Source organism: Actinoplanes octamycinicus, from assembly GCF_014205225.1.
Classification (GTDB): Bacteria; Actinomycetota; Actinomycetes; order Mycobacteriales; family Micromonosporaceae; genus Actinoplanes; species Actinoplanes octamycinicus.
In genome coordinates this window covers 4,603,571-4,618,988 of sequence record NZ_JACHNB010000001.1, presented here as the reverse complement: position 1 = coordinate 4,618,988, position 15,418 = coordinate 4,603,571, and the positions used below count along the sequence as shown (strand labels likewise).

The window sequence follows — 15,418 nt, the reverse complement described above, 5'->3', positions numbered from 1 at the left end:
TATCGGCACCCGATCCGGACTCTATCCCTCGCGTTACGGGACGATGACGCGGATGCCGATGGATGTGACCTCACGCGTCACTTCCGGGCGACTCCCGCGTAGAGCGCCACCTCGGCCGGGGACGGCCGATCGGCCTGCTCGGGGCGCCAGTCGCAGGCCGCGACCAGGCCCGGCTCGGCCAGCGCCAGCCCGTCGAAGAAACCGGCGACCGCCTCCCGGTCGCGGGCCAGCGCGTCGACCTGGCCGGCCTGATACATCTGCCGGTACACCGCGGCGTGCTGGGCGCTGACGAAATCCATCGTCGCGTGCGTGGCGACCAGGTAGCTGCCCGGCGGCGCGGCGGCCAGCAGCTCCTTGACCACGGCGCGGGCCCGGTCGTCGTCGGTCAGGAAGTGCAGCACCGAGATCAGCAGGATGGCGATCGGCTGGTCCAGGTCGAGCAGCTCGCGCACCTCCGGGGCGGCCAGGATCCGGCCGGGGTCGCGCAGGTCGGCGTCCACATACGTGGTCGCGCCGCCGATCATCAGGGCCCGGGCGTGCGCCAGCACCATCGGATCGTTGTCGACATAGACCACCCGGGCGTCCGGGGCGACCGCCTGGGCCACCTCGTGCGTGTTGTCCGGCGCGGGCAGGCCGGTGCCGATGTCGAGGAACTGGCGGATGCCGGCCTCCTCGGCCAGGAACCGCACCGCGCGCCGGTGGAAGGCGCGCCCCTCCCGGGCGGTGGTCCGCACCGCGGGATAGGCCGCCGCGATCTGGTCGCCGGAGTCACGATCGACCTGGAAGTGGTCCTTGCCGCCGAGCCAGTAGTTCCAGCGGCGGGCCGGTGACACGGTGTGCGGATCCACCTGATCGCTCATCACATGGTCATCCTAACCGGATCACCTCCATTGTGGACATCGACAGTTTTCCGCATCGGCCGCCCGGGCATATCCTGCATCGGCGGACTCACAGAAAGGTGCAGCGTGGCCATTCTGGCGCCGCCCTACCGGCCCTTCTCCCCCGGCTTCCCGCCGCTCGACCCGGCGCGCGGGGACGGCGGCGCGACCATCGCGGTCACCCTGCGCTACGCGCCCCTGGCGTTCCTGCTCGGGCTCTTCACCCCGGTCCTGGAGATCGACGGCCGCGACGTGCCGGCCACCTGGGGGCGGGTGACCACCCCGGTCGCGCTCGGTGAGCACCACGTCCACGTGCACGTGCCCTACCTGCTGCCGTCCCGGCTGGGCGCCGCGGAGACCACCGTGCTGGCGCTGCCCGGCAAGACCGCCGAGCTGGAATACCGGGCGCCGCTGCTGGCCTTCCTGCGCGGGGCGCTCGGGCCGCCGCCGCAGAAGTATCCCGGGCTGGTGCTGACCGTGCTGTTGCTGATCGTGACGGCGGTGCTCGCGGTGTGCGGCTGCGCCGGGCTGCTCAGCTCGGCCGCGCAGGACGACAGGCCCACGGCTGCGGCCTGCTCCGGGCCGCTGACCCCGGATTTCCGGTACGCCCGGTAGCCCCGCCGCGCGCCGGCCCGCGCCTCCTCCCGCCGCTCGCCGCCTTGCTTTCCGCCCTCGCGGCCACCTGGCGCTGTTCCCCTCCCGCCGCCTCGCGGGCGTCTCCTGGCGCCTCCCGGATGTCTCCTACCACCTCATGGACGTCTCCTACCGCCGCTGGACCGTCACCGCCCGCCCGGAGGGTGGCCTCCCGGCCGGGCCGCGGGACTACGCGGACGGATTCGCCCGTTCGGACAGGTAGTGGGTCAACACGATCGGCAGGGACGATCCGATCAGCGGGTGGCGATGTTCGGTTTCGGCCACAAAGCTCTCGCTGTGAGTCTGCCACCGCCACAGGATCCCTGGTCGCGCCCGTCGGAGCCGGGGCCGCCGTTCGGACCGCCGCCGGAGCCGGCCGCGGGCCACGGAGCGCCGCAGCCGGCCGGGGGTTACGGGCCGCCGACCGCCCCGGTCCCGGGCTTCGGACCGCCACCGGGGTTCGGGACGCCGCCCGGAGCGCCGCCGGGTCACGGCACGCCGCCCGGACCGCCGCCGGGTTTCGGGACGCCGCCCGGAGCGCCGCCGGGGACGACGCCGCAGTATCCGCCGACCATGCCCTACCCGCCGGTCGGCAAGCCGCCCTCGAAGTGGAAGCCCTGGCACAAGGTCACCCTGGGCGTGATCGCCGCCCTCGGGCTCTGCCTGTGCGGGGTGGCGGTCTTCGCCCCGGACAGCCCGGACACGCCGGCCAAGCCGGGCGGTACCGCGGCCGCCCAGCAGGCCGCCGGCAACGCCTCGACCGCCCCGGCGACCGACCCGGTGGCCGCGGCGCCGACCACCGGCGCGGCCGGCACCAGCCCCACCACCAAGGCCGCCCCGGCCGCCCCGCGGACCACCAAGCCGTCCCCGAAGCCGACCACCACGAAGCCGGTCTACTACGCGAACTGCGACGCGGTCGCGGCCGCCGGGCTGGACGAGATCCGCAAGGGCCAGCCCGGCTTCCGCAAGGCGCTGGACCGGGACGGTGACGGCGTCGCCTGCGAGGCGGACGACGACGAGCCGGCCGACGACGACACCGGGGACGAGGGCGGCGACACCGGTGGCGGGGGCACCGATCCGCGGTTCCGGACCTGCGCCGAGGCGAACGCCAACGGGTACGGGCCGTACCGCGAGGGTGTCGACCCCGAGTACGCCTGGTATCAGGACCGGGACAAAGACGGCGAGGTCTGCGAGTAACGCTCCGCGACGGCCGCCGGCTGCTCCACCACCCGGCCGGCGGCCAGGTCCGCGGCGAGCCGCAGGTACTGCGCGTGCGTCCAGGCCAGCGGCGTCGCCGAGGTGCTCGGCGTGCCCAGCGGGCGGTACGGCGGGAACTGGTCCCACACCTGCTCGGGCAGCATCCGGCTGGGTCCGGCCGCGCTCGCCAGCACGGCCAGCTGCGCCCGGGCCGCCCGCGGTGAGCCGGCGGCCAGCAGGTACTCGCCGCGTTCGCCGTTCAGCAGCGGCCAGGCCCGGCCGCGGGTGATCAGCGAGTCGGCCGGCAGCGGATAGTCCCACTGGCTGCCGTCGGCCTTCTCGCCGTACCCGTCGAAGGACGCCCGGTGCCAGAACGGCCCGGCGGCCAGCTGCTCGTCGACCACCCGCAGCGAGTCCCGGAAGACCGGGTCGGCGGCCGGCAGCACGCCGAGCCGGACCAGCTCCAGGAAGCCCGGGTCGACCACCTTCCGCTGGTCGACCCCGGACGGCCCGCTGTCGCCGATGTCGTAGGTGGTGCCCCGGTCCGGCTCGCCGTCCTTGGTCAGCCGCAGGAAGTACGGCTTCGCCGAGTACGGCCCGGTGCTGGTCACCGTCCAGTCCTTGACCGCGGCCCGCCACCGGTCGGCCACCGCCAGGTAGCGCGCGGCCGCCGCGGCGTCCCGGTTGGCCTCGGCGATCGACGCGGCGCAGACCAGCCCGGCGATCTCCGCCGCGATGGTGGCCGGCGAGTACCCGGACTGGTTCTCCCACCGGTCCTGCGGGCTCCACGGCGCCCGGTTGCCGTCCTGCTCGAAGCCGATCAGGAAGTCGGCGGCCCGCCGGACGTGCGCCCAGGTCGCCGGGTCGGTGCGGCCCAGCTGGTAGGCGAGCACGATGGGCAGCCCCACCTCGTCCAGCTGCAGGCCGTCCCAGACCGGGGTGCCGTCCAGCCGGGAGTTCTGCGGGAACGACCCGTCCGGCTTCTGCTGCACGGTGAACAGGTAGTCGAGCGCCCGGTCCGCCCCGGCCCGGTCGCCGGCGGCCAGCAGCCCGGTCCCGATCTGGTAGAGGTCGCGGGCCCAGACCAGGTGGTACGGCCCGGACGGGTCGTCGCGCCCGAACGCCCACGGCGAGCCCGGCGCGGCCACGTAGGCGCCCCGGTGCGTCTTGTCCTCGCTGGCCGCCAGGACCATCGCGGACACCTGCCAGAGGGTGCGGTCGGCGACCGCCGGCGGCCGCTTCAGGCCGGCCAGGTAGCGGTGCCAGCCGGACGCGTAGTCCCGGGCGATCGGGTCGAAGCCGCGCCGCAGACCGGCCCGCGCGTCGGCCAGGGCGGCGCCGGTGGACGGGCCGAAGGCGAGCGCGAGCGTCGTGTGCCGGCCGCTGAGCCGGCCGGTCTGCACCAGGTCGCCGGGGGCGCTGCTGGAGGCCGAGCGGAATCCCGGGGACGCCACCAGGGCGCTGGCCACGTCGCCGTCCACGGCCAGCAAGGCGTCGCCCTCGACGCTGCCGGTGTCGCCGCCCCGGCTGTTGCCCAGCGCCGGGTCGTAGACCACCTGGAGCTGGTAGCCCTTCGGCGCGCGGAACTCCACGTCGACGAGGACCGTCGCCCGGTTCGGGTCGGTGGCGTACCGAAGCAGGATCTGCCATGGGCCGGACCGGCCGGACAGCCGCTGCGTGAAGCTCAGGCTGCGCGTGTCGGCGAGCCTGGTCTCGACCGAGGAGGGGCCGGCGACCACGAAGCTCAGCGCGCGCACGCTCGGCGTCCCCAGGTCGGGGTAGAAGATCTCGCCGAGGCCACCGGACTTCTGCACGGTGGCCCAGACCTTGCTGGCGGTGCCGGCCGAGGTCACCAGGCCGGTCTTGTCCGCCGGAAGGTACTGGTCAGCCGCGGCCGGATCGGCGGCGGCGACGGCGGGGCCGGCGGCGGCGACGGCCAGCGGGGGCAGGGCAAGCAGGGCCGCCGCCAGGCCGCGGCCGATTCTCCGGTACGCCATGCGCCCGCCCTTACCCCGACAACCGTCGATGAATCGTCACGGTTTCGCTTGCAGCTCATCGTGCAAAGCGCGCATCAACTCGGCGCTGGTGAACGGCTTCTCCAGCAGGTGCACGTCGGCCGCCAGGGTCCCGTGGTTGGTCAGCACCGGCTGGGCGTAACCGGACATGAACAGCACCCTGGTCCGCGGGTACCGGGTGGTGATCGCGTCCGCCAGGTCCTTGCCCAGCATGCCCGGCATGATCACGTCGGTGAGCAGCACGTCGACCCGGTTCTCGGCGGCCAGCCGCAGCGCCTCCTCGCCCCCGTTCGCGGCCAGCACGGTGTACCCGCCGCGCCGCAGGATCCGGCTGGTCACCTCGCGCAGCGCGTCCTCGTCCTCGGCGACCAGCACGGTCGCCCCGTGCCCGGCCAGCCCGGCCACCGACTCCTCGACGGCCGCCTCCTGCGCCCGCACGTCGGTGACCGGCAGCAGGATGGTGAAGGTAGTGCCGATCCCCGGCTCGGAGTAGATCTGCACGGTGCCGCCGGCCTGGGTGACGATGCCGTAGACGGTGGCCAGCCCGAGCCCGGTGCCCTGCCCGCTCGGCTTGGTGGTGAAGAACGGCTCGAACGCCTTGTCGATCACCTCCTTGGGCATCCCGGTGCCGGTGTCCGAGATCCGCAGGCGCAGGTAGCGGCCGGGACTGAGGCCGGCCCGGGCGGCCGAGTGCTCCTCGTCGACCCGGACCTCGGCGGTGTCGATGGTGAGCCGGCCGCCGGTCGGCATCGCGTCCCGGGCGTTCACCGCCAGGTTGACCAGCACCTGCTCCAGCTGGCCGGGGTCGGCCATCACCGCGGGCAGGGCGGCGGTGGTGCGTACCGTCAGGGTGATGTGCTCGCCGAGGGACCGTTCCAGCATCTGGTGGACCTCGGTGACCACCGTGTTCAGGTCCAGCGGCCGCGGCCGGATCACCTCCCGCCGGGCGAAGGCGAGCAGCTGGTGGGTGAGGTCGCTGCCGCGCCGGGCGGCCCGGGCGATCTGCTCGGCGTCGGCGGCCGGGGCGCTGCCGGCCGCGTCCTCGATGATGAACGCCGCGTAGTTGAGGATCACCGCGAGCAGGTTGTTGAAGTCGTGCGCGATGCCGCCGGCCAGCTGCCCCAGGCTCTCCAGGCGCTGCGCCTGCTGCATCCGGGCCTCCAGCTTCTGCCGGCCGGTCTCCTCGCGCAGCCGGCGCCGCTCCGCCTCGGCGGCCAGCCGGTCGGTGATGTCCCGGACCGCGGCCACCACGAGCACCCCGGTCTCGGTGTGCAGCGCGCTGCACGCGATGTCCACCGGCAGTTCGGCGCCGTCGCTGCGGATCGCCCGTCGCTTGGCCCAGCGCTGCTCGCCGGCCTCGGCGCGCTCGGTGTCCAGCGGGGTGTAGCCGCCGCCGGTGCGCAGCACCGCGGAGACCGGGGGCAGCCCGTCCGGCAGCAGCCGGGCCGCCGCGGTGTGGATCAGGTCGTGCCGGGGATGCCCGAACAGCCGCTCGGCCTCCGCGTTGACCAGCACCACCGAGCCGGTCTCGTCGACGCCGAGCAGCGCGTCCGGCGCGGCGTCCAGGATCGCCTGGACCCGGGCCTCGGCGCGCTCGCGCTCGGTGATGTCCCGGGTCGTGGTGGTGGTGCCGAACATCGTGCCGCGCTCGTCGACCAGCGGGGAGATCAGCGTGTTGACCGAGATCACCTGGCCGCTCGCGGTGAGCCGGGCGGCCCGGTAGCGGTCCACCCGGCCGCCGAGCCGGATCAGCGTGCGGATCTGCTCCTCGTCAGCCTGCCGGTCGGCCGGGATGATCTTGTCGATCGGCTGGCCGACCATGTCCGCGGCGCTGAACCCGTAGAGCAGCTCGGCGCCGTGGTTCCAGGACAGCACCCGGCCGTCGAGGTCGGTGGTGACGATCGCGTCGTGCGACGACTGGACCACGGACGCGAGGAGGGCGCGGGTCCGGGCCGCTTCGCGCTGCGCGGTGTCGTCGCGCAGGACCGAGGTGACGTACGTCCGCCCGTCGCCGGCCTGGACCGCGGAGAGCGAGATCTCCACGGCGAAGACCGAACCGTCCCGGCGCAGCCCGCGCAGCGGCAACCGGCGCAGCGGCGGATGCTCGCCGGAGAGGTAGCGGCGGCGGTGGCCGGGATGTTTGTCGCGGACCTCGGCGGGCACCAGCGAGTCGACGGGTCGGCCGACCAGCTCGCCGGGCGGGTAGCCGAACATCTCGTGGGCCCGGCGGTTGGCCATCGTGATGGCGCCGTCGGCGGTGCAGACGATGACCGCGTCCGGGGCGGTGTCAATCAAGAGCGCGGGCAGCGCGTCAGCTGACTCCACCACGTCCCTTCCACCCCCAAACTACGATAATCACAGATTTTTCGGTTTGAGTGGGTAAAAAGTGGATTATGGGAATCGACCCGAACCGGCCCAGCGCGGCCCGCGTCTACGACGCCTTCCTCGGCGGCCGGCACAACTTCGCCGCTGACCGGGTGGTCGCCACCCGTGCCGTCGAGCTGGTGCCCGACCTGCCGCGGATCGCCCGGGCGAACCGCGCGTTCCTGCACCGCGCGGTGCGGTACGCGCTGTCCCTCGGCATCGACCAGTTCCTCGACCTCGGCTCCGGCATCCCGACCGAGGGCAACGTGCACGAGGTGGCGCAGCAGATCGACCCGGCCGCCCGGATCGCCTACGTCGACATCGATCCGACCGCGGTGCTCTACGCCCAGGACCTGCTCGCCGGGAACCCGCACGCCGTGGTGGTCCGCGGCGACCTGCGCGACCCGGAGACGGTGCTGGCCGGGCACCCGCTGCGGGAGGTGCTGGACCTGTCCCGGCCGGTCGCCGTGCTGATGGTCGCGGTGCTGCACTTCACCCCGGACAGTCCCGGGCTGACCGCGGCGCTGCGCGGCTACCGGGCGGCGGTCGCGCCGGGCAGCCTGCTGGCGATCTCGCACGCCACCAGCAGCGGCACCGACCCGCACGCGGTGGAGCGGGTCGCCGACCTCTACAACCGCACCGGGACACCGCTGGCGCTGCGCAGCCGGGAGCAGGTGGCGGGTCTCTTCGAGGGCTGGGAGCTGGTCGAGCCGGGGCTGGTCTACGGCCCGGAGTGGCGCCCGGACCCGGCGGAGCCGGTGGTCCGCGACCCGGCCCGGTTGCTCACCCTGGCCGGCGTCGGGATCGCCCGGGACTGAGGTCCAGGTCGGCCGGGCGGTCGCCGCCGTCGCACTCGTCCTCCGGCTCCAGCTCCATCAGGTCGAACAGGTCCGGGCCGCGGTGGCCAGTGTCCACCGTGCCGCCGATCAGCCCGAGCGCGGCGGCGCAGTTGCGGCCGTACCCCTGCACCATCCGATCCACCCGGGTCGGATGTCCGCAGCGACGGCACGGCCGCATCCGCGCCGGAAGAAGATCAGACACCCCACCAGTATCGGCGGATCGGCGTCCGGACGCAGGCCGTCACGCCTCGCTGACCGCCTTCGCCAGCTCGTCCTTGGTCATCTTGGAGCGGCCCGGGATGTGCTGCTCCTTGGCCTTCTCGTAGAGCTCCTCGCGGGTGGTGGGGTGGTCCTGCTGGGGCAGCGCGCCGGTGGTCGCCTCGATGAACCGGCGGCCCATCTCCTCGCGCTCGGCGTCGCTCAGCTTGTCGGCGAGGACCGGCAGCAGGTCCTGCTCCTCCTCCTCGACGTGGTGCCGCAGCTCGCCGGTGATCGCGGCGAGGGTGCCGTCCCAGCCCGGGTCGTCCGGGCTGCCGTTGAGCAGGTTCTGCAGCATCTCCTCGATCTGGTGGTGCTCCTCGACCCCGTCGCGCACCTCGTCGCCGGTCTCGGCGGCCTTGGCGCGGATGGCCGGATAGACGAAGTCCTCCTCCGCCTCGGAGTGCGGCAGCAGCATCCGCGCCACCTCCTGGAGGATCGCCAGCTGGTCGTTCTCCGACGACGCGGCCTTCTCCAGCAGCTCGTCGACCTTCTGGTGCTGCTCCTTGATGATCTCCACGATGTCCGGCACGGGACCCCCTCGTCCTGGTCAGGCTGACGTTGCGAGCCGGGAAATACCCCGTCTGCCAGGAAACACTCAACATCGGCCGGATACCGTGCGGCTTTCGATCCACAACGAAGGGGTGGCGGGTGCAAGCGTTCCGAGTGTTCCGGGTGACCGCGGTCGCCGAGGCGTTCTCCTGGACCGGTCTGCTGGTGGGGATGTATCTGAAGCACGTCTCGCACACCACGGACGCGGGGGTGTGGCTGTTCGGCCGGCTGCACGGCGCGCTCTTCGTCGCCTACCTGGCCGCCACCCTGTGGGTCGCCCGCGCCGAGCGCTGGTCGTTCTGGCGCACCGGGTTCGCCCTGGCCGCGTCGGTCCCGCCGCTCACCACCCTGATCTTCGAGCGCTGGGTGGCCCGCCGCCGGTCCACCGAGCCGGCCGCCGTCACCGTCTGACCCACTGCCCGTTCGGCCCACCCGTTCCGGGCCGGCCATTGATCATCATCGGCATCCGCCCGGTTCCGCCCTACGATCATCGGGGTGACCAGTGATGCGGCAGTGCTGTTCCAGTTCGCCGCGGTCGGCGACCCGGCCCGCGCCGAGGACCTGCTCCGCGAGCTGCGCGGCGACATCGCCGACCGGTTCCGGGGCGAGCTGCGGCCGTTCGACGTGCCGGCCGCGCCGGTCGCCGCCGAGTTGCCCGGCAAGGATGCCGGGGCGGTGGCGGAGTGGGTCGGCGTCGCCACCACGTCGATGCCGGTGCTGGTGGACCTGCTCCGGCTGGCCGCCGAGTGGGCGCGCCGGGCCCGCAATCCGATCCGGGTCCGGCTCGGCGACGACGAGCTGATCCTGGACAACGCCACCGCGGCGCAGCAGGAGAAGATCATCGACGCCTTCCTCGATCGGCATCGCGGGAGCTGAGATGGACGGCGCCCGTGTCCCGTCCCCGCCGCTGCCGCCGCTGCGCCGGCGCGCGCTGGTAATCGCCAACGGGGTGTACGACAGCGACGAGCTGATCGATCTGGTCGCCCCGGCGCACGACCTGGAGCGGATGGTGGCGATGCTCGGCGACCCGGACATCTGCGGGTTCGCCGTCAGCACCCTGCGCGACGCCACCTCCGCCGAGGTGAGCCGCGCGCTGGACGAGGTGTTCAGCGCCGGCGACCAGGACGACTTCCTGCTGATCTACTTCTCCGGCCACGGGGTGAAGGACGGCAACGGCCGGCTGTACTTCGCCACCCGGGACACCGATCTCGACCTGTTGCCGTCCAGCTCGGTGTCGGCCAAGTACCTGCGCACCCTGTCCGACGACGCGGAGTGCAACCGCCAGGTGGTGATCCTGGACTGCTGCAACAGCGGCGCCTACGACAAGGGCCCGGCCGGCGGCGTGCTGATCGACACCGACCCGGACATGCTGGCCGCCCTGCCGACCGGCCGGTTCATCCTGACCGCGTCCCGGCGGGCCGAGTCGGCCCGGCAGCGGCGGATCGAGAGCGACGCGATCGACGGCTCGGTCTTCACCTCCGCCCTGGTCGAGGGGATCGTCACCGGCCGGGCGGACACCGCGAGCACCGGCCTGATCAGCGTCGAGGACGCCTACCGGTACGCCTACCGGACGGTCCGCCATCAGCCCGGCCGCCAGCACCCACAGCTGGCCATCAAGGCCGCCGAGGGGACCGCGCTGCTGCTGGCCCGCAACCCGGTCGGCGTCGAGCCGGGCTCGCAGCGGGTGTCCCGGATCGTGGCGCTGCTGGCGGACGAGGATCCGGAGATCCAGCGCAGCGCGCTGACCATGCTCGGCCGCCTGGTCACCGATGAGCACCCGGGGATCGCCGCGGCGGCCCGCCGGGCGCTGCGCGCCCAGGTGGACGGGGTCGACCGGGAGCTGGCCGCGCTGGCCGGCACCCTGCTGCCGAAACCTCGCCCGAAGCCGAGCGGGGCGACCGGGGCGCCGGAGCCCGGGCCGGAGCCGGGCCCGGCGTTCGACGACGACTTCCTGTTCGACGATCCCCCGCCGCCGCCCTGGCAGCGACGTGATCCGGGCGGCGACGGCCGGGACGAGGCTCCGGAGATCGACTTCGAGGAGTTCGCCGACCTGCGGAACGCCGCCGACCCGCAAGGCGTCTTCGGTCCGCGCCGCGTCCTGCCGCTCGAGGACGAGCCGACCACGCTCGTCGCCCGCTACCTGTTCCCGACCGAGCGCTACCGCGGCGAGTGGCGGCGTCACAAGATCTACCTGTTCCGAGCGATCGCTCTCACCGGCGTGGCGGCCGCCGGCGCCCTGCTCGCCCACGTCAAGAAGGCGGAGACCGAGGCCCTGCTCGCCCGCCCGCTGCCGGACTGGGTGCCGTTCGACATCCCGCCTGCCGTGCACGGTGTGCCGCGCGCCACCGTGCTGATGTGGCTGCTGATCGCGATCGCCGTCCTCGGGCTCCGCCAGCAGCTCAACTGGCCGTTCGCCCGGGTGGTACTCACCAACAAACGGATCATGCTGGTCCGGGGCCTGCTGCGCCGCCGGGTCACCGCGGTCCCACTGCTGCGGGCCACCGACCTCAGGTTCCGCCAGTCGGCCCTGGGGCAGCTGGGCAACTGGGGGACGATGACGATCTATCAGGGCATGTTCCCGGCCCGGCGATTCCGCTACGTGCCCACCCCGAACGAGATCTATCTGCGGATCATGGAGGAGACCTATGAGCCGCAGGCGGTCGAGGCCCGGCTGGGCCGGGACCTCGACGACGACGACGCCTGAGCACGGTCATTTGACCGCGATCGGGTTGACCGGGCTGCCGACCGCGCCGGTGATCGGGAGCGGCGCGGCGGTCAGCCAGAACTCGTAGACGCCGTCCGCCGCGCAGTCCGCGGCCAGCTCGTCCGGATCCCACATCTCGCCCAGGAAGAGGCCGATGTGCGGGATCGCCACCTGGTGCAGCGGCTGGAACGCGTCGTCGAACTCGTTGGGCCGGACCTCGAAGCCCCAGGTGTCGGTGGCGATCGCGGCGATCTCGGTGCGGTGCAGCCAGTCCGCGGTCGTGAACGACAACCCCGGGGCGGCGCCACCGGCATAGTCGCCCCACCCGTCCCGGCGCACCCGGGAGAGCTGCCCCGTCCGTACCAGAACGAGGTCTCCCTGACCGACCGCGGACGTCGCGCCCTGAGCGGCGATCGTGGCCAGCAGGTGCTCCTCGGTGATGGCGAAGCCATCGGGCAGCTCGCCGTCGGTGCCGAGCGCGCGCCCGACGTCGAGCAGCACGCCGCGCCCGGCGATCACCGAGGCCACCGTCTGGATGCCGGTGACGCCGTCGCCGAGGCTGGTCACCACCCGGTCCGCCGGGCGCCCGTTCCAGGCGTGGCCGTGGTCGAAGATGTGGCCGAGCCCGTCCCACTGGGTCGAGCACTGCAGCGGCATCGCGATGACGTCGTCGGCGCCGCCGATCCCGTGCGGGAAGCCCTGCACGCCGGCGACCGCGTCGGTGCCGGTGTCCAGCATCGTGTGCACCGGGTTGGTGCGCCGCCGCCAGCCCTTCTGCGGTCCGTTCGCGTCGAAGGACTGCGCCAGCGAGAAGGAGACCCCGCGGCGGACCAGGGCCGCCGCCCGCGCGCGGTGCGCCGGGGTCAGGAAGTTCATGGTTCCCTGTACGTCCTCCGCACCCCAGCGCCCCCAGTTGGAGCACCGTTGCGCGGCCGCGGCGATCGCCCTCTCCGGATCCGTCCGGTCGATCATCCGAGCACGTCCGTGATCCAGTCGGCGATGAAGGTCTGCACGTGCGCGAAGTGGTCGAGCCCGATGTGCTCGGCCCCGCCCTCGGCGGCCGTGAAGATCCGCAGGTCCCGGCGCGGCGCGTTGACCGCCTGCTGGTAGGAGTCGTGCGCGTACTTCAGCGGGATCTGCCGGTCGTTCTCGCCGTGCGCGACCAGGAACGGCACGGTGATCTTGTCGACCACGCCGTTGAGGTTCACCGCCTCCGCTCGTCTGATGAAGGTGTCCAGGTCGGTCTCGCCCCACACCCAGAGCACGTGGTCCCAGTAGTGCGGGACCGGGTTCTCCCCCTCGCGCTCCAGCCGGCGCTTCTGCACCGCGCCCCAGTCGTGGTTGGCGCCCCAGGCCACGCAGAGCGCGAGCCGCTTCTCGAAGGCGGCGGCCCGCGGCGCGTAGTAGCCGCCCAGCGACCAGCCGACCAGGCCGATCTTGTCGGTCACCACGTCGTCCCGGGTCAGCAGGTAGTCGACGCAGGCCCGGGCCCAGTCCTCGGACTCGACCCGGCTGGTCAGGCCGAGCAGCCGGAGCGCCTCGCCGCTGCCCGGCGTGTCCACCATCAGCGTGGAGATGCCGCGGGCGGCCATCTCCTGCGGGAAGCCCGAGGAGTACATGTGCTCCTTGGTCGAGTCCAGCCCGTTGAACATGATGATCACCGGGGCGTGCTCGCCCGCCTTCTTGAAGTACGCCGGGAGCAGCGCCCCCTCGAACGGGATCGCCACCCGGGTGGTCGCCGGGTCGATCAGGTCGAACGCCTTCTGCTGCAACTCCAGGCAGCGGCGGTAGAAGACGTTGCGGTCCGGCTGCTTGGCGCTCTGCATCCGCTCGGCCTGGGCCAGGTAGTTGGTGGCGCGCAGGTACTTCTGCCCGGCGGTGCGCCGGTGGCCGGCCGCCTCGTCGGCGGCCGCCTGGGTGGCCAGATCCTCGGCGACCGCCGCCCAGGAGGCCATGAACTCCTTGGTCCCGACGTCGGCGCCCCGCGCGCCCAGCTCGCGGATCGGGCGGCAGGCGCGGTCGACCTCGTCGATCAGGCCGCCGCTGTTCAGGGTGGCGACCACGCCCAGGTTCCAGACGTAGTTGCCGGGGAAGTACTCGAACATCGGGGGTTCACTGCCTTTCTGCGCGGGCTTTCGCCGCGTCGCGGCGGCGGACCGGCGGCAACGCGCCGCCGTCAGGTCCGGAGATGATGCGATTGGTGAGGCTGCCGATGCCCTCGACGGTCAACGTCACCTCGTCGCCGTCCCGCAACGGGGGCGGCGTCAGTGACCCGGTGCGGCCCCACAGCTCGGCCAGGCAGCCACCGTTGCCCACGGTCCCCGACCCGAGCACGTCGCCGGGCCGCACCACGCTGTCCCGCGCGGCGTAGGCGAGCATCGTCTCGAACGTCCAGCCCATGTTGCTGAGCAGGTCGCGCCCCACCTCGACACCGTTCACCGACGCCGAGCACCAGAGATCGAGAAAACCGTCCTTCTGGTACGGCTCCAGCTCGTCCGCCGTGACGATCCACGGCCCGAGGCTCGACGCGAAGTCCTTGCCCTTGGCCGGCCCCAGGCCGACCTTCATCTCCCGGCTCTGCAGGTCCCGCGCCGAGAAGTCGTTGAAGATCGTGTACCCGAAGACGGTCCCGCCGGGGCCGGCGATCGCGGCGACCTCCAGCTCGAAGTCGCGGGCCACCGACGCCGCCGGGAACGGGATGTCGTCGCCCGGCCCGTAGATCGCGTGCGGGTTGGTGAAGTAGAAGGTCGGCGCGTCGTACCAGGCCTCGGGCACCCCGGCGGAGCCGTCGACGCTGCGCCGGACCCCCTCGACGTGCTCCTCGAAGGCGACGAAGTCCCGTACCGAAGCGGGCCGCAGGGGCGCCACCAGGCGCACCTCGGCCAGCGGGACGCCGGTCTCGGCGACTCCGGCCGGACCGTTCTGGATCACGTGCAGCACATCGACGCCGCCCAGGAACGGAAAGATCATCTCGCCCCGGACCACACCCGACCTCATGCCGGATCCCTCGCGATAAGTGGCGATCTTCATGCTCAGACCGGCGGCGCGACGAAGATGCCGCGGTCCACGTCGTTGAACGACTGCTTGGCGACGAACTCGTTCATCGGGTTCGCCGTCCCCCACTGGTCGCTGACCATCGGGTCGGAGAAGTCGTACAGGTGCGGGTGCCAGGTGTCCTCGTCGAGTTCCTCCAGCTCGGTGGTGTACTCGATGGTGTTGCCGTGCGGGTCGAGGAAGTAGCTGAAGGTGTTGTTCCCGGCCATGTGCCGGCCCGGCCCCCAGACCTTCTCCACGCCGCCGCGCAGCAGCCGGCCGGTGCCGCGCATGTACTCGTCGACGCCGCGCATCTCGAACGACGCGTGGTGCAGCGACACGTGCGGGCCGCGGGCGATCGCCAGGCTGTGGTGCCACTTGTTGGTGCGCAGGAACCACATCATCGAGCCCATCCGCGGGTGCATCAGGGTGTCGGAGAGCGCGAAGTTCAGGTGGTCGTTGTAGAAGGCGACGGTCGCCTCCGGGTTCGGCGAGTTGATCACCACGTGCGACAGCTTGACCGGGACCGACTCGCCCTCCTCGAGTTTCCGGTGCTTGCGGACCTCGACGTCACAGGACACTTCGACGGTACGGCCGTCCAGGTCGAAGAAGCGGAAGCCGTACCCGCCGCCCGGGGTCGGCAGCGTGTCCGGCTCGCTGACCAGCTTGACCCCGGCCCGGCCGAGCCGCTCGGCCAGCGCGGTCACGTCGGCCCGGTTCGCGGCGCCGAAGGCGATCAGGTCGAGCCGCTTCTCGGCGGCCTTGCGCAGCCGCACCGAGTACTGTTCCGGCGAGCCGGCCGCGGCCAGGAACGCGATGCCCTCGTCGGTGGTCTCCGCGTCCAGGCCCCACATCTCGGTGTAGAACGCGAGCTGCCTGTCGTAGTCCGGCACCGCCAGGTCGACGTGCCGCAGGTGGGTGATCAGTCGTTCGTCGGTCATGTCT

15 protein-coding genes are annotated in these 15,418 nt (G+C 72.8%); 6 read left to right on the top strand and 9 right to left on the bottom strand.

Annotated elements, in window-relative coordinates; translation table 11 throughout:
* Positions 1-77: 77 nt before the first annotated feature.
* Positions 78-860: an SAM-dependent methyltransferase gene (locus BJY16_RS20190; RefSeq protein ID WP_185041146.1), complete on the bottom strand. Its 783-nt coding sequence runs from the start codon at positions 858-860 to the stop codon at positions 78-80.
* Positions 861-965: 105 nt separating this feature from the next.
* Between BJY16_RS20190 and BJY16_RS20185 the strand changes: the two genes are divergently transcribed.
* Positions 966-1,493: a hypothetical protein gene (locus BJY16_RS20185; protein WP_239177572.1), complete on the top strand. Its 528-nt coding sequence runs from the start codon at positions 966-968 to the stop codon at positions 1,491-1,493.
* Positions 1,494-2,084: 591 nt separating this feature from the next.
* Positions 2,085-2,708, top strand: coding sequence for an excalibur calcium-binding domain-containing protein (locus BJY16_RS20180; RefSeq protein WP_203759078.1), 624 nt, complete (start codon positions 2,085-2,087; stop codon positions 2,706-2,708).
* Here BJY16_RS20180 and BJY16_RS20175 read toward each other — a convergent pair.
* Both BJY16_RS20175 and BJY16_RS20170 read right to left on the bottom strand, forming a co-directional pair.
* Positions 2,672-4,705, bottom strand: coding sequence for a glycoside hydrolase family 15 protein (locus tag BJY16_RS20175; protein WP_185041145.1), 2,034 nt, complete (start codon positions 4,703-4,705; stop codon positions 2,672-2,674). The two genes, BJY16_RS20180 and BJY16_RS20175, sit on opposite strands and share 37 nt — an antisense overlap.
* A 36-nt stretch (positions 4,706-4,741) precedes the next feature.
* Entirely contained in the window at positions 4,742-7,051 is a 2,310-nt protein-coding gene (locus BJY16_RS20170) for a PAS domain S-box protein (RefSeq protein ID WP_307835809.1), read from the bottom strand.
* Positions 7,052-7,116: 65 nt separating this feature from the next.
* Between BJY16_RS20170 and BJY16_RS20165 the strand changes: the two genes are divergently transcribed.
* Positions 7,117-7,905, top strand: coding sequence for an SAM-dependent methyltransferase (locus tag BJY16_RS20165; RefSeq protein WP_185041144.1), 789 nt, complete (start codon positions 7,117-7,119; stop codon positions 7,903-7,905).
* On the opposite strand, the gene BJY16_RS20160 is transcribed toward BJY16_RS20165, so the two are convergent.
* Together BJY16_RS20160 and BJY16_RS20155 are read right to left on the bottom strand one after the other, a co-directional pair.
* The gene (locus tag BJY16_RS20160; protein WP_239177570.1) at positions 7,871-8,059 is read right to left on the bottom strand and encodes a hypothetical protein; all 189 of its coding nucleotides are present in this window, start codon (positions 8,057-8,059) and stop codon (positions 7,871-7,873) included. The genes BJY16_RS20165 and BJY16_RS20160 overlap by 35 nt on opposite strands.
* 108 nt (positions 8,060-8,167) lie before the next feature.
* Entirely contained in the window at positions 8,168-8,716 is a 549-nt protein-coding gene (locus tag BJY16_RS20155) for a hemerythrin domain-containing protein (protein ID WP_185041143.1), read from the bottom strand.
* A 119-nt stretch (positions 8,717-8,835) separates the two neighbouring features.
* Between BJY16_RS20155 and BJY16_RS20150 the strand changes: the two genes are divergently transcribed.
* The 3 genes from BJY16_RS20150 to BJY16_RS20140 all read left to right on the top strand — a co-directional run bounded on the left by BJY16_RS20150 (position 8,836) and on the right by BJY16_RS20140 (position 11,440).
* Entirely contained in the window at positions 8,836-9,147 is a 312-nt protein-coding gene (locus BJY16_RS20150) for a DUF3817 domain-containing protein (RefSeq protein ID WP_185041142.1), read from the top strand.
* 84 nt (positions 9,148-9,231) lie between these two features.
* The gene (locus tag BJY16_RS20145; protein ID WP_185041141.1) at positions 9,232-9,612 is read left to right on the top strand and encodes an effector-associated constant component EACC1; all 381 of its coding nucleotides are present in this window, start codon (positions 9,232-9,234) and stop codon (positions 9,610-9,612) included.
* Between the two features lies 1 nt (position 9,613).
* Positions 9,614-11,440 carry a caspase, EACC1-associated type gene (locus BJY16_RS20140; protein ID WP_185041140.1) on the top strand — a complete coding sequence of 609 codons (1,827 nt, stop codon included), beginning with the start codon at positions 9,614-9,616 and terminating at the stop codon, positions 11,438-11,440.
* A gap of 6 nt (positions 11,441-11,446) precedes the next feature.
* Here BJY16_RS20140 and BJY16_RS20135 read toward each other — a convergent pair whose 3' ends face one another.
* The 4 genes from BJY16_RS20135 to BJY16_RS20120 are packed head-to-tail and all read right to left on the bottom strand — an operon-like array spanning position 11,447 to position 15,414.
* Positions 11,447-12,412 carry a cyclase family protein gene (locus BJY16_RS20135; RefSeq protein ID WP_185041139.1) on the bottom strand — a complete coding sequence of 322 codons (966 nt, stop codon included), beginning with the start codon at positions 12,410-12,412 and terminating at the stop codon, positions 11,447-11,449.
* A complete protein-coding gene (locus BJY16_RS20130; protein ID WP_185041138.1) occupies positions 12,409-13,545 on the bottom strand; it encodes an alpha/beta hydrolase family protein in 1,137 nt (378 codons plus the stop codon). Before BJY16_RS20130 ends, BJY16_RS20135 begins: the two co-directional genes overlap by 4 nt.
* Positions 13,546-13,552: 7 nt before the next feature.
* A complete protein-coding gene (locus BJY16_RS20125) occupies positions 13,553-14,470 on the bottom strand; it encodes a fumarylacetoacetate hydrolase family protein (protein ID WP_185041137.1) in 918 nt (305 codons plus the stop codon).
* Between the two features lie 2 nt (positions 14,471-14,472).
* Complete coding sequence (locus BJY16_RS20120; protein ID WP_185041136.1) at positions 14,473-15,414, bottom strand: VOC family protein; 942 nt, start codon at positions 15,412-15,414, stop codon at positions 14,473-14,475.
* Positions 15,415-15,418: the final 4 nt, after the last annotated feature.